Annotated in this window: 8 protein-coding genes and 3 rRNA genes; 7 read left to right on the top strand and 4 right to left on the bottom strand. The window is 53.4% G+C overall.

Annotation, left to right across the window (positions count from 1 at the left end; all coding sequences use genetic code 11):
• The first annotated feature begins 3 nt into the window (after positions 1–3).
• Entirely contained in the window at positions 4–1,047 is a 1,044-nt protein-coding gene (locus tag AC4EYZ_RS09515; RefSeq protein ID WP_474192144.1) for a type IV pilus twitching motility protein PilT, read from the top strand.
• 65 nt (positions 1,048–1,112) lie between these two features.
• Here the strand turns inward: AC4EYZ_RS09515 and AC4EYZ_RS09510 are convergent, their stop codons facing one another.
• Entirely contained in the window at positions 1,113–2,252 is a 1,140-nt protein-coding gene (locus AC4EYZ_RS09510; RefSeq protein WP_490204236.1) for an anhydro-N-acetylmuramic acid kinase, read from the bottom strand.
• Positions 2,253–2,397: 145 nt separating this feature from the next.
• On the opposite strand from AC4EYZ_RS09510, the gene tyrS reads away from it, so the two are divergent.
• The 4 genes from tyrS to rrf all read left to right on the top strand — a co-directional run bounded on the left by tyrS (position 2,398) and on the right by rrf (position 9,070).
• The gene (tyrS, locus tag AC4EYZ_RS09505; protein ID WP_190374079.1) at positions 2,398–3,597 is read left to right on the top strand and encodes a tyrosine--tRNA ligase; all 1,200 of its coding nucleotides are present in this window, start codon (positions 2,398–2,400) and stop codon (positions 3,595–3,597) included.
• Positions 3,598–4,082: 485 nt separating this feature from the next.
• Positions 4,083–5,615 (top strand): 16S ribosomal RNA (locus AC4EYZ_RS09500).
• Between the two features lie 307 nt (positions 5,616–5,922).
• Positions 5,923–8,820: ribosomal RNA gene (locus AC4EYZ_RS09495) — 23S ribosomal RNA — on the top strand.
• Positions 8,821–8,954: 134 nt separating this feature from the next.
• A 5S ribosomal RNA gene (rrf, locus tag AC4EYZ_RS09490) occupies positions 8,955–9,070 on the top strand.
• Together the 16S, 23S and 5S rRNA genes form the textbook arrangement of a ribosomal RNA operon.
• A gap of 178 nt (positions 9,071–9,248) precedes the next feature.
• Here the strand turns inward: rrf and AC4EYZ_RS09485 are convergent.
• A protein-coding gene (locus AC4EYZ_RS09485) for an IS3 family transposase (RefSeq protein ID WP_490203995.1) occupies positions 9,249–10,426 on the bottom strand; the annotation gives its coding sequence in 2 pieces (ribosomal slippage) (positions 9,249–10,135 and positions 10,135–10,426; 1,179 coding nt in all).
• Positions 10,427–10,636: 210 nt separating this feature from the next.
• On the opposite strand from AC4EYZ_RS09485, the gene AC4EYZ_RS09480 reads away from it, so the two are divergent.
• Positions 10,637–10,825 carry a hypothetical protein gene (locus AC4EYZ_RS09480; protein WP_022520373.1) on the top strand — a complete coding sequence of 63 codons (189 nt, stop codon included), beginning with the start codon at positions 10,637–10,639 and terminating at the stop codon, positions 10,823–10,825.
• Between the two features lie 114 nt (positions 10,826–10,939).
• Positions 10,940–11,515 (top strand): isochorismatase family protein, encoded by a 576-nt coding sequence (locus AC4EYZ_RS09475; protein WP_474192637.1) that lies wholly within the window; start codon positions 10,940–10,942, stop codon positions 11,513–11,515.
• Positions 11,516–11,525: 10 nt separating this feature from the next.
• Here the strand turns inward: AC4EYZ_RS09475 and yaaA are convergent, their stop codons facing one another.
• The gene (gene yaaA, locus AC4EYZ_RS09470; protein ID WP_022520371.1) at positions 11,526–12,305 is read right to left on the bottom strand and encodes a peroxide stress protein YaaA; all 780 of its coding nucleotides are present in this window, start codon (positions 12,303–12,305) and stop codon (positions 11,526–11,528) included.
• A gap of 133 nt (positions 12,306–12,438) precedes the next feature.
• On the bottom strand, positions 12,439–13,470 hold the full coding sequence (locus tag AC4EYZ_RS09465; RefSeq protein ID WP_022520370.1) for an NADP(H)-dependent aldo-keto reductase: 1,032 nt from the start codon (positions 13,468–13,470) through the stop codon (positions 12,439–12,441).
• Positions 13,471–13,559: the final 89 nt, after the last annotated feature.

The raw sequence follows: 13,559 nt of genomic DNA, 5'->3' as shown, positions 1-13,559 counted from the left end.
GAGATGGATATTACCGAACTGCTAGCATTCTCGGCAAAGCAGAATGCCTCTGACTTGCACCTTTCGGCCGGTTTGCCGCCCATGATACGTGTTGATGGCGATATTCGTCGGCTCAATGTGCCCGCTATCGATAATAACGATGTGCGCAGATTGATCTACGCCATCATGAATGATCGTCAGCGGCGCGACTACGAAGAGCACCTGGAAATTGATTTTTCCTTTGAAGTGCTGGGGATCGCCCGCTTTCGTGTTAACGCCTTTACTCAAGCTCGCGGGGCGGGGGCGGTGTTTCGCACCATTCCCAATCAAGTACTTTCCATACAAACCCTGGGGCTCGGTGAGGTGTTCGAGCGCCTGGCGATGTTACCTCGGGGCCTGGTGCTGGTGACTGGGCCAACGGGGTCGGGCAAAAGCACCACGCTGGCCGCGATGATCGATTACATTAACGATCATCGTTACGAGCACATTCTCACCATTGAAGACCCCGTCGAGTTTGTCCACGTTAGCAAGCGCTGTTTGATTAACCAACGCGAAGTGCATCGCGACACCCATAGCTTTGCCGATGCGTTGCGTAGCGCGCTGCGTGAAGACCCGGATGTGATCCTGGTCGGCGAGCTGCGTGATCTGGAGACCATCCGTTTAGCACTGACCGCTGCTGAAACTGGTCATCTGGTGCTGGGAACGCTGCATACCACCTCTGCCGTCAAGACAATTGACCGGATCATCGATGTTTTTCCCAGCGAAGAGAAAGCCATGGTGCGCTCCATGCTGTCGGAATCGCTCCAGGCAGTGGTGTCGCAATCGCTGCTTAAACGTCAGGGCGGCGGGCGCGTAGCGGCCCACGAAATCCTCATTGCCACTTCTGCAGTGCGCAACTTGATCCGCGAAGACAAAGTGGCGCAGATGTACTCAGCTATTCAAACCGGTGGCAGCCTGGGTATGCAAACCCTGGATGCCGCGCTGTCTCGGTTAGTCAATGAGGGCGTTGTAAGCATAGAGGAAGCCCAGGCTCAGGCTAAAGGCACTCTCGCCGCAAAAGCTGAATAATTTAAGCCTTGTGACGTACCCACTGCTTTTCTTTGAGGTCTAGGGGCGTATTCAAACAATGAGTATTAGGGGGCATAGATTCCACCCAATACCCGGGGGCCCTGCGCGCCGGTGACTGAGGGCAAGTTGCCTGGCAGGTGGTGCAGACGCTGGTGCGCCAACCAGGCAAAGGCGCCCGCTTCAATCCAGTCTTCAGGCCAGCCGTACGCCGCTGGCGAAGTGAGCGTGGCGCGGGGGAGATGATAGGCAAGGCGCTGCATCAAATAGGCGTTGTGGGCGCCGCCGCCAGCGGTGATCAGCGTGAGCGGGCCACTATCGATCCGCAGTTGTTCAATCCCCTGGACGACACTGACGGCGGTGAGTTCAGCCAGCGTCGCCTGAACATCGGCGGCGGCTTCCTGACCGCTGAGATGTTTCTGTAGCCAATCCAGATGAAATAGCTCACGCCCTGTGCTTCTCGGCGGTGGTTGCTGGAAAAACGGTTCTGATAACAACCGAGCTAACAGCGCTTCATCTATCTTTCCACTAGCGGCCCAAGAGCCGTCTTGGTCAAAGCGGCCGCCTTGGTGCAAGGCAAACCAGGCATCCAATAAAACATTCGCAGGCCCGGTATCAAAACCTATCACCAGGTCGTTCGGCTGGCTAGAGAGCCAGGTGAGATTGGCAAAGCCGCCCAAATTAAGTACCAGCTGATGCGTGTCTGCTCGCCCAAATAGCGCCTGATGAAATGCTGGTGCCAGCGGTGCAGCCTGCCCCCCAGCGGCTAAATCTCGGCGACGGAAATCGGCCACTACCGTGCAGCCGGTGAGTTCCGCTAACAGGCTGGGGTTGTCCAGCTGTAAGGTATAGCTCGGGCCGTCGTCGTGACCTGCAGGGGCGTGTTCGATAGTTTGGCCGTGGCTGCCGATGGCACTGATCTGTTCTACGCCCACTGAAAGTGGCGCTAATAAGTGTTGCACGGCTTGGGCCTGGCATTGGCAGAACGCGTGTTCCGCTGCTGCGAGCTGCGCAAAACTCACCTGCTCCGCATGACACAGCTTAAACAGTAGGCGATGAAGCTCGTCCGGCATCGGTTCGGCATGGGTGGCCAACAGGCGCGGCGGCGAATCACCTTCGATGGTGATAAGTGCCGCATCAATACCGTCCAGACTAGTGCCGGACATCAGGCCAATATAGTAAAGCGGCGAAGCGGTAGGCGTTTTCATAAGCGAACTCGTACAAAGCTGGGCTGAGACTAAACCAGGGTGAGAGCGAAACCAAGGCTCAACCAAGGCGAGCGAGCATGGTAACATCGTCGGCTATTTATCACCTGAGCCCGGTAAGGGCGGTTCTTTATAGTGGAGAGAGGCAATGAGTGAGGTGGATCAGGCTTTAGCGCTGCTGTCGCGGGGTACGCATGAAATCCTGGTAGAGGATGAGCTAAAACAGAAGCTGGCTTCAGGCCGCAAACTGCGTATCAAAGCGGGTTTTGATCCCACGGCCCCTGACTTGCACCTGGGGCACAGCGTGTTGCTGACCAAAATGCGCCAGTTTCAGGATTTGGGGCACACGGTTATCTTTTTGATCGGTGACTTTACCGGGCGTATTGGTGACCCTACCGGTAAGAACGTGACGCGCAAACCGCTCACCGAAGAGGATGTGAAAGCCAACGCCGAAACCTATAAAGAGCAAGTGTTTAAAATCCTCGACCCTGAAAAGACCGAGGTACGTTTTAACGCCGAATGGTTTGGCGAGCTCTCCGCTGCCAAAATGATTGAGCTGGCTGCCCAAAGCACCGTCGCACGCATGCTGGAACGGGATGACTTTGAAAAGCGCTATAAAGCCAATCAGTCCATTGCCATTCACGAATTTCTCTACCCGCTGGTACAAGGCTACGACTCGGTAGCGCTTGAGGCGGACGTGGAGCTGGGCGGCACCGACCAGAAGTTCAACCTGCTGATGGGGCGCGAAATTCAAAAGCACTTCGGCCAGGAGCCCCAGGTGGTCATCACCATGCCGCTGTTGGAAGGGTTAGACGGCGTGCAGAAGATGTCGAAGTCCCTGGGCAACTACATTGGTGTCGATGAAGCGCCTGGCTCCATGTTCAATAAGCTGGTCTCCATGCCGGATAGCTTAATGTGGCGCTATTTTGAGCTGCTCTCTTTGAAATCGAACGAAGAGATTGACGCGCTCAAGCAGAGCGTTGAGCAGGGCGCGAACCCGCGGGATATAAAGATGGAGCTGGCACGTGAGCTAATTGCCCGTTACCACGGGGACGAAGCAGCAGCCAATGCGCACAAGTCTGCGGGTAATCAGCTGGCCGATGGCGAACTCCCAGAAGATCTGCCGGAAGTCACGGTCGATTTCGAAGGCAGCGAGCAAGCGCCCATTGCGGCAGTGCTCAATCGAGCAGAGCTCGCGAACAACAGTGCCCAAGCCAAAGATATGCTGGGTAATGGCCGGGTCAAAGTCGACGGCGACGTCGTTGCCAAAGACACCATGCTGGCGACAGGTAAGAGCTATGTTATCCAGGCGGGTAAGAAACGTTACGCCCGTGTGACACTTATTTGAACTTTCTGTCAAAAAGCCCTTGCCAACCCGTCAGCGAATCCGTAAAGTACGCATCCGCTGCCGGGGACGCCAAGCGTTACCAGCGGTAAATGAAGTGTAAAAGCTTCGGTTTGTCAAAGAGTTAGCGGTTTTGGATGTGGTCAGGTTTGCATCGAAAACAACGCCCTTGACAACCACCAGGAAATGCGTAGAATACGCCTTCCTCGCTGAGGCAAGCCAGTTCAACGGCAAGCCGAGTGGCCCAGTTGGTTTATTAGCTAGCCATCACAGCGAAACAGCTCTTTAACAATTTGATCAGGTAATTCATGTGGGCGCTTGCTGATGTTGGTGACAAATCACCCAATATCAAGGCAAGCGACTCAAGCAATAAGGTTTTAAAGGATTCGTCCTTTGGGATCTGTTTTGAATGAATTCGTTTGAACCTTGAGCCAAGTTTGATCCGCTTTTGTTGCCTTCGGGTGGCATGTAAGGATCACATAGATCTTAAACTGAAGAGTTTGATCATGGCTCAGATTGAACGCTGGCGGCAGGCCTAACACATGCAAGTCGAGCGGTAACAGGGGTAGCTTGCTACCCGCTGACGAGCGGCGGACGGGTGAGTAATGCATAGGAATCTGCCCGATAGTGGGGGATAACCTGGGGAAACCCAGGCTAATACCGCATACGTCCTACGGGAGAAAGGGGGCTTCGGCTCCCGCTATTGGATGAGCCTATGTCGGATTAGCTAGTTGGTGAGGTAATGGCTCACCAAGGCAACGATCCGTAGCTGGTCTGAGAGGATGATCAGCCACATCGGGACTGAGACACGGCCCGAACTCCTACGGGAGGCAGCAGTGGGGAATATTGGACAATGGGGGCAACCCTGATCCAGCCATGCCGCGTGTGTGAAGAAGGCCCTCGGGTTGTAAAGCACTTTCAGCGAGGAAGAACGCCTATCGGTTAATACCCGGTAGGAAAGACATCACTCGCAGAAGAAGCACCGGCTAACTCCGTGCCAGCAGCCGCGGTAATACGGAGGGTGCAAGCGTTAATCGGAATTACTGGGCGTAAAGCGCGCGTAGGTGGCTTGATAAGCCGGTTGTGAAAGCCCCGGGCTCAACCTGGGAACGGCATCCGGAACTGTCAGGCTAGAGTGCAGGAGAGGAAGGTAGAATTCCCGGTGTAGCGGTGAAATGCGTAGAGATCGGGAGGAATACCAGTGGCGAAGGCGGCCTTCTGGACTGACACTGACACTGAGGTGCGAAAGCGTGGGTAGCAAACAGGATTAGATACCCTGGTAGTCCACGCCGTAAACGATGTCGACCAGCCGTTGGGTGCCTAGAGCACTTTGTGGCGAAGTTAACGCGATAAGTCGACCGCCTGGGGAGTACGGCCGCAAGGTTAAAACTCAAATGAATTGACGGGGGCCCGCACAAGCGGTGGAGCATGTGGTTTAATTCGATGCAACGCGAAGAACCTTACCTACCCTTGACATCTACAGAAGCCGGAAGAGATTCTGGTGTGCCTTCGGGAACTGTAAGACAGGTGCTGCATGGCTGTCGTCAGCTCGTGTTGTGAAATGTTGGGTTAAGTCCCGTAACGAGCGCAACCCTTGTCCTTATTTGCCAGCGAGTAATGTCGGGAACTCTAAGGAGACTGCCGGTGACAAACCGGAGGAAGGTGGGGACGACGTCAAGTCATCATGGCCCTTACGGGTAGGGCTACACACGTGCTACAATGGCCGGTACAAAGGGCTGCGAGCTCGCGAGAGTCAGCGAATCCCTTAAAGCCGGTCTCAGTCCGGATCGGAGTCTGCAACTCGACTCCGTGAAGTCGGAATCGCTAGTAATCGTGAATCAGAATGTCACGGTGAATACGTTCCCGGGCCTTGTACACACCGCCCGTCACACCATGGGAGTGGACTGCACCAGAAGTGGTTAGCCTAACGCAAGAGGGCGATCACCACGGTGTGGTTCATGACTGGGGTGAAGTCGTAACAAGGTAGCCGTAGGGGAACCTGCGGCTGGATCACCTCCTTAAACGATGCGTCACAGTCGGTAAGCGTCCACAATGAATTACCTGATCAGAATACTGTTGATACGCAGTGATAAGTGGCTCTGTTTTTTTCACGTTAAAAAGAAAAAATAGCTTTTAAGGTCTTAAAGGTCTTTTTCTTTTTTAATATGAAAGAACGCTTATCACTGCTTATAGCAGTCGCTCTTTAACAATGTATATCATGCTGACAAGAACACTTCGCAAGAAGTGGTCTTAAATTGTGATACGCGTCAGCGTATCCGGCAAAATGAAACGTGATCATTGCGACATCCAGACTCCTTCGGGTTATAGGGTCAAGCAATGAAGCGCACACGGTGGATGCCTAGGCAGCCAGAGGCGATGAAAGACGTGGTAGCCTGCGATAAGGCTCGGTGAGGTGGCAACAACCTGTGACCCGGGCATTTCTGAATGGGGAAACCCACTCATCACAAGATGAGTATCGTGCACTGAATACATAGGTGTACGAGGCGAACCAGGGGAACTGAAACATCTAAGTACCCTGAGGAAAAGAAATCAACCGAGATTCCCCTAGTAGCGGCGAGCGAACGGGGACCAGCCCTTAAGCATGTGACTGATTAGGCGAACACGCTGGGAAGCGTGGCCGTAGCGGGTGATAGCCCCGTAGTCGAAAATCTGATCATGTGAAATCGAGTAGGTCGGGGCACGAGAAACCTTGACTGAAGACGGGGGGACCATCCTCCAAGGCTAAATACTCCTGGCTGACCGATAGTGAACCAGTACCGTGAGGGAAAGGCGAAAAGAACCCCGGAGAGGGGAGTGAAATAGATCCTGAAACCGTGTGCGTACAAGCAGTAGGAGCAGACTTGTTCTGTGACTGCGTACCTTTTGTATAATGGGTCAGCGACTTATATTCAGTGGCGAGGTTAACCGTATAGGGGAGCCGTAGGGAAACCGAGTCTTAACTGGGCGACACAGTCGCTGGATATAGACCCGAAACCGAGCGATCTATCCATGAGCAGGGTGAAGATTGAGTAACATCAATTGGAGGCCCGAACCAGGATCTGTTGAAAAAGATTTGGATGACTTGTGGATCGGAGTGAAAGGCTAATCAAGCTCGGAGATAGCTGGTTCTCCTCGAAAGCTATTTAGGTAGCGCCTCACGTAGTACCGCCGGGGGTAGAGCACTGTTTCGGCTAGGGGGTCATCCCGACTTACCAACCCGAGGCAAACTCCGAATACCGGTGAGTAACGCGTGGGAGACACACGGCGGGTGCTAACGTCCGTCGTGAAAAGGGAAACAACCCAGACCGTCAGCTAAGGTCCCGAAATCCTGGTTAAGTGGGAAACGATGTGGGAAGGCTCAGACAGCTAGGAGGTTGGCTTAGAAGCAGCCATCCTTTAAAGAAAGCGTAATAGCTCACTAGTCGAGTCGGCCTGCGCGGAAGATGTAACGGGGCTAAACCAGGTACCGAAGCTACGGGTGAGTTTCTATTTCGATAGGAATTCGCGGTAGAGGAGCGTCGTGTAAGCCGATGAAGGTGAATTGAGAAGTTCGCTGGAGGTATCACGAGTGCGAATGCTGACATGAGTAACGATAAAGGGTGTGAAAAACACCCTCGCCGGAAGACCAAGGGTTTCTGTTCGACGCTAATCGGAGCAGAGTGAGTCGGCCCCTAAGGCGAGGCCGAAAGGCGTAGTCGATGGGAAACGGGTCAATATTCCCGTACCGGACATGGTTGCGATGGGGGGACGAAGAAGGCTAGGTGAGCCAGGCGTTGGTAGTCCTGGTGAAAGTGAGTAGGCCGAGACCTTAGGTAAATCCGGGGTCTTAAAGCCGAGACACGAGACGAACTGACCACGGTCAGGAAGTCACTGATGCCACGCTTCCAGGAAAAGCCTCTAAGCTTCAGATCATGTGCGACCGTACCCCAAACCGACACAGGTGGTCAGGGTGAGAATCCCAAGGCGCTTGAGAGAACTCGGGTGAAGGAACTAGGCAAAATGGTGCCGTAACTTCGGGAGAAGGCACGCCGGCATAGGGTGAAGAGACTTGCTCTCCTAGCCCGAACCGGTCGAAGATACCAGGTGGCTGCAACTGTTTATTAAAAACACAGCACTCTGCTAACGCGCAAGCGGACGTATAGGGTGTGACGCCTGCCCGGTGCCGGAAGGTTAAATGATGGTGTTAGCCGCAAGGCGAAGCTCTTGATTGAAGCCCCGGTAAACGGCGGCCGTAACTATAACGGTCCTAAGGTAGCGAAATTCCTTGTCGGGTAAGTTCCGACCTGCACGAATGGCGTAATGATGGCCACGCTGTCTCCACCCGAGACTCAGTGAAATTGAAATCGCCGTGAAGATGCGGTGTACCCGCGGCTAGACGGAAAGACCCCGTGAACCTTTACTATAGCTTCACACTGGACGCTGATGTTGCCTGTGTAGGATAGCTGGGAGGCTTTGAACTCTGGACGCCAGTTCGGAGGGAGCCAACCTTGAAATACCAGCCTGGCATCATTGGCGTTCTCACTCAGGTCCGTTATCCGGATCGAGGACAGTGTGTGGTGGGTAGTTTGACTGGGGCGGTCTCCTCCTAAAGAGTAACGGAGGAGCACGAAGGTACCCTCAGCACGGTCGGACATCGTGCATTGAGTGCAAGAGCATAAGGGTGCTTGACTGCGAGACAGACACGTCGAGCAGGTGCGAAAGCAGGTTCTAGTGATCCGGTGGTTCTGTATGGAAGGGCCATCGCTCAACGGATAAAAGGTACTCCGGGGATAACAGGCTGATACCGCCCAAGAGTTCACATCGACGGCGGTGTTTGGCACCTCGATGTCGGCTCATCACATCCTGGGGCTGAAGTCGGTCCCAAGGGTATGGCTGTTCGCCATTTAAAGTGGTACGCGAGCTGGGTTTAGAACGTCGTGAGACAGTTCGGTCCCTATCTGCCGTGGGCGTTGGATGTTTGAGAAGGGCTGCTCCTAGTACGAGAGGACCGGAGTGGACGACCCTCTGGTGTTCCGGTTGTCACGCCAGTGGCATTGCCGGGTAGCTATGGTCGGACGGGATAACCGCTGAAAGCATCTAAGCGGGAAGCCCCCTTCAAGATGAGACATCCCTGAGGCCTAGAGCCTCCTGAAGGGCCCAGCGAGACCAGCTGGTTGATAGGCACGGTGTGGAAGCGCTGCAAGGCGTTGAGCTAACGTGTACTAATGGCCCGTGAGGCTTGACCCTATAACACCCAAGGGGTCTGGTCGTGATGATGACGAAGCATTAAAAAGCCGGATACGCAGCGTGTGGCCTGACTCAAACGAGCAGGCGGCACAATGAGACGATCACAAACAGCATGATGTACATTAACAGTTACGCCTGACGACCATAGCACGCGTGAACCACCTGATCCCTTGCCGAACTCAGAAGTGAAACCGCTTAGCGCCGATGGTAGTGTGGGGTCTCCCCATGCGAGAGTAGGTCATCGTCAGGCACTTATTATGAAAAATCCCCCAGGGCTGATGCCTTGGGGGATTTTTTTTGCATGGGCGTGAGGGGTAAATAGTGAGGAGTGAGGGGAATAGTGAGTAGAAAACGTTGGTGTAGGGGTATCTAACGAATATCCTGTTCCACCTCACATGGAGTGCCCCTAGTTTAGTAGACACTTGATGTTAAGAGGCGGCTACGTAGGCGCTGGGGGTCAACCCACCCAGCGTCATATGACGCCTCACTTTCGAATAATAATGATCAATATAATAGCGAACTTCATCTACCATCTCGTCTCGATGGATCATACCTAGCGGCTGAATCCATTCTTTCTTCAGTAGAGCAAAGAAGCTTTCCGCACAGGCATTGTCCCAACAATTACCTCGACGAGACATGCTAATCGTTACTTGCCGATTGTTTAGCCAAGTCATCACCTCTTCGCTTCGGTACTGAGTCCCCTGGTCGGAGTGGAACAAGAGATTCTTTCCCGTCGGCCGTTGATGCTGCCATGCATGTTCTAACGCCTTCAAAACAAGCTGTGAGCTATTAACTGGCCCCATCGCCCGACCCACGATTTGGCGAGTACCTAAATCAAGCACCGCGGCGATATAAAGCCATCCCTCCCGACAGCGAACCTGAGTAATGTCTGATACCCAAACTCGATTGCCAGCCCCTACCGAAAACTGGCGATTCAACAGATTTGGCAGGACAGGCAAGGATGACTTGCTACGCCTATAGCCTGGCTTTGAGGCTGTTCGTGAGCGGTATCCTGCCTCTTGTAACAGACGTTGTACCTGATTTTTGCCACAGCAGAAACCAGCATCCTGAGCCTCTAGCCATAATTTCCGATACCCCGGCACATGCTCCATTTGGCGAGCACGATTAAGCAGAAATTCCTTGATAGCTAGGTGTCGCGCTTGACGCGGGCCAGGACGACACTGTCGCTCCCGCCAACGATAGTAACCTGCACGCGAGACGCCGAGTACTTCACAAACGACCGATACTGGCCATTGCTGACAACGGCGAGCATCAATAAAAGCAAACCTTATTTGCCGTGTTTGACGAAGTACTCGTCCGCCTTTTTTAGAATGTCATTCTCCAGCTCAGCGCGCTTCAGCTGCTTTTTCAAGCGCTTCACTTCGCGTTCTAGTTCTTGAACACTCTTCTCTGGTTGCGTATCCCTGATTAATTTATCCGACGAATTCTTGCCCATCATCCACTCCCTACGCCAGCGGCTTAACGTGTTCGGGTGAATGTTTAGCTTGGCAGCAAGTTGAGCCTGTGTCTGCGGCGAAGTGAGTGAGACCTGAATAACCTGACGTCTGAACTCGTCACTGTAGCGAGGGCTAGATTTAAATTTCATAACACCTTCTCTCTATAAAGGTGTCTACTTTTTCAGGGCCACTCCAACACCTCACACCTCACACCTCACACCTCACACCTCAGCGCGATTTCCAGGCATTTTATTCCAGATATAACAATAGCTTGTGCATTTAACATGGTATTGTTGCCACGCAGCATCTAGTATTATGTTGCACGTACCCAGAAGTAAAATCTCAGGAGGAGAAACGGTATGACGACGCAAGTAGCCAAGAAGTTAGCAATCGCTCTATTTATGGCTTTGATGGCAGGCGGACTGATCGCTTGTGATGATCAAGGGCCTGCTGAAGAAGCGGGTGAAAGCATTGATGACGCCGCAGAAGATGCCGGGGAGAGCATGGAAGAGCTCGGCGAAGATATGGAAGAAGCGGCCGAGAACTAGGCCGAGCATTTGTTTGATGAGTTAACCGAAGCAGTCGCTGAAAAGCGGCTGCTTTATTGTTTGTATCGCGTCTATTATGGTTAGCCTGAATAACGATAAAAATGAGGTGGCAACGTGCTACTACAACGCGATAAAAGCCTGTTGTTAATGGTCGATTTCCAGGCGGGTCTGCTGCCTGTAATCGATGGTGGTCAAGAAGCCATGAATGAAGCGGCTTGGCTAGGCGAAATGGCGTGCTTGCTTGAGGTGCCTGTATGGTTAACCGAGCAGTCTCCAGAAAAACTGGGAGGATCCTCGGCATCACTGCTCGCCTGCCTGAATGACTATCGGTTCTGGCAGAAACAGCATTTTGGGGCCATGGCGGAAACTGAATTTCGTGAAGCGCTAAACGCAACGGGTAAAACACAGATTGTACTGTGTGGAACAGAAGCGCACATCTGCGTGCTGCAAACGGGTTTAGGGCTATTAGAGGCAGGCTACGAGTTGTACTGGCTGAGCGACGCCTCTGCCAGTCGACGCCCGCAAGAGGCTGCGTTTGCCCGTGAGCGCGCCTGCGCGAGCGGTGCTGTGGCGGTGACGGCAGATATGGTGGCTTATGAGTGGCTTCACCGCTGCGATACAGCGCTGTTCAAAGAGGCGCACCAGCGCTTTTTAAAGCCGCGCGCGTCACGCCCCGTACGTTTCTATTAGGCCATTCGCTTTAGCGATCGGCTTCTTTACGAGTGAAAACGAAGGTATCCCCCTGGGATGCCGATGCATCGAAACGATAACCTGCCACATCGAACGCCTTGAGTTCATCTGGATCGTTGACCTGTTCCTGGATAAGCCAAGCGCTCATCAGTCCACGCGCTTTTTTGGCGTAGAAGCTGATGATTTTAAAGGTGCCGTTTTTCTCATCTTTAAACACCGGCGTAATGATCCGGGCATTAAGCTGCTTGGTATCTACCGCTTTGAAGTACTCATTCGAGGCGAGATTAACCAGCACGTTGGAGCCGCTTTCTGCAATGGCTTCATTAAGTGCAGGTGCCAGGATGGGCTTCCAATAGGCATACAGATCCTTACCGGCACTGTTAGGCAGCTTGGTGCCCATTTCCAGGCGGTAGGCCTGAATCAAATCCAGCGGCCGCAGCAGGCCATATAGGCCAGAAAGTATGCGCAGATGCGACTGTGCGTAACGGTTCTCCGCTTCGCTGAAGTTTTCTGCTTGCAGGCCGGTATAAACGTCGCCCTGAAAAGCCTGTGCAGCAGGTTTGGCATTGCTCAGAGTGAAAGGAGGGTGCCACTCCTCAAAACGCGCCGCATTCAGGCCCGCCAATTTATCGCTGATACCCATGAGTTCGCTGATTTGCTGCGGCGAGTAATCACGCAAAATAGTGATAAGCGCTTGGCTGTGTTTCAGAAAGTCGGGTTGTGACACTTGCTCTGTGGTCGGTGGGGTTTCAAAGTCCAGCGTTTTGGCGGGAGAGATAACGCTCAGCATCGCATGCTCCTGGTCGTGCCCTGATAAATAAAAGCCTGATATAAGTGGGCTCAGTATACCAAGCCTCGGCAAAGGCCGAGGCTATAGCGGTGATAGCCTTATGAGAGTCGGCTGTTTTTAAGGGCTGTTTGTTTTAAGGACAGGGATTGGGCATACGGCGGTGAATATCTTCGATTGCCTCTAGCACTTCGTTGTCCAGCTTGAGGCTCTCGCTGGCAAGATTGCTTTCCAACTGCTCCATGGTGGTCGCACCAATGATATTGCTGGTCAAGAAGCTGCGAGAGTTAACAAACGCCAGCGCCATTTGCGCAGGGTCTAGCTCGTGCTTTTCAGCAAGCGCAACGTAAGCCTGGGTGGCCGCCTCGGCTTCGGGCGAGGTGTAACGCTTGAAGCGCTCATACAGCGTCAAACGACCTTTGGGTGGTTGCGCGCCATTCAGGTATTTACCTGAGAGTACCCCAAACCCTAGCGGTGAATAAGCAAGTAGACCGACATCTTCACGGTGGGCAATTTCAGCCAAACCAACTTCAAAAGAGCGATTTAGAAGGTTATAGGGGTTTTGAATAGACGCCACGCGCGGTAAATCCAGCTTATCGGCAAGCTGCAGTGAGCGCATCACGCCCCAGGGCGTGTCATTAGAGAGCCCAATAGCCCGTACTTTGCCTGCATCAACCAGCTCTTTCAGCGCATCAAGCGTCTCTTCTAGCGGCGTCGCATCTTCGTCTTCGCTATGAACGTAGCCTAGCTTGCCAAAGAAATTGGTTTGACGGTCGGGCCAGTGCAGTTGGTAAAGGTCAACGTAATCGGTGTTCAAGCGCTCCAGGCTTGTATCGATGGCCTGATGAATATGCTCACGGGTTAAACGCGGGCCACCCCGTATATGGTCAAGCCCTGGGCCTGCGGCCTTGGTGGCTATGATCAGATCGTCCCTGGCGCCACGCTGCTTAAGCCAACTGCCAATATAGCGCTCAGTTAAGCCCTGGGTCTGGGCCATGGGCGGAACGGGGTACATTTCTGCGGTATCAATAAAATTGATGCCAAACGCCACGGCTCTATCAAGCTGTTCGTGGGCTTCAGCTTCGCTGTTTTGCTCGCCAAACGTCATCGTGCCTAAACAGAGTCGACTTACCTCCATGCCGGTTCTGCCAAGTGGGCGCGTTTGCATTTTTATCTCCTTACTAAGGCGGAATTGCCACAAGATAAGCCGCCATTACCAGGCTGGTAAACGGCGTATGAATGGCATGTTAGCGAGGC

It is taken from the genome of Vreelandella sp. 162(4c) (assembly GCF_058152265.1).
The sequence above is the reverse complement of the archived record's forward strand: the minus strand, read 5'-3'. Positions and strand labels throughout refer to the sequence as shown.

Coding starts and splice junctions, on each gene's coding strand:
- AC4EYZ_RS09515 (WP_474192144.1), top strand. CDS start 4: ATGGATATTACCGAACTGCTAGCATTCTCGGCAAAGCAGAATGCCTCT.
- AC4EYZ_RS09510 (WP_490204236.1), bottom strand. CDS start 2,252: ATGAAAACGCCTACCGCTTCGCCGCTTTACTATATTGGCCTGATGTCC.
- tyrS (WP_190374079.1), top strand. CDS start 2,398: ATGAGTGAGGTGGATCAGGCTTTAGCGCTGCTGTCGCGGGGTACGCAT.
- AC4EYZ_RS09480 (WP_022520373.1), top strand. CDS start 10,637: ATGACGACGCAAGTAGCCAAGAAGTTAGCAATCGCTCTATTTATGGCT.
- yaaA (WP_022520371.1), bottom strand. CDS start 12,305: ATGCTGAGCGTTATCTCTCCCGCCAAAACGCTGGACTTTGAAACCCCA.
- AC4EYZ_RS09465 (WP_022520370.1), bottom strand. CDS start 13,470: ATGCAAACGCGCCCACTTGGCAGAACCGGCATGGAGGTAAGTCGACTC.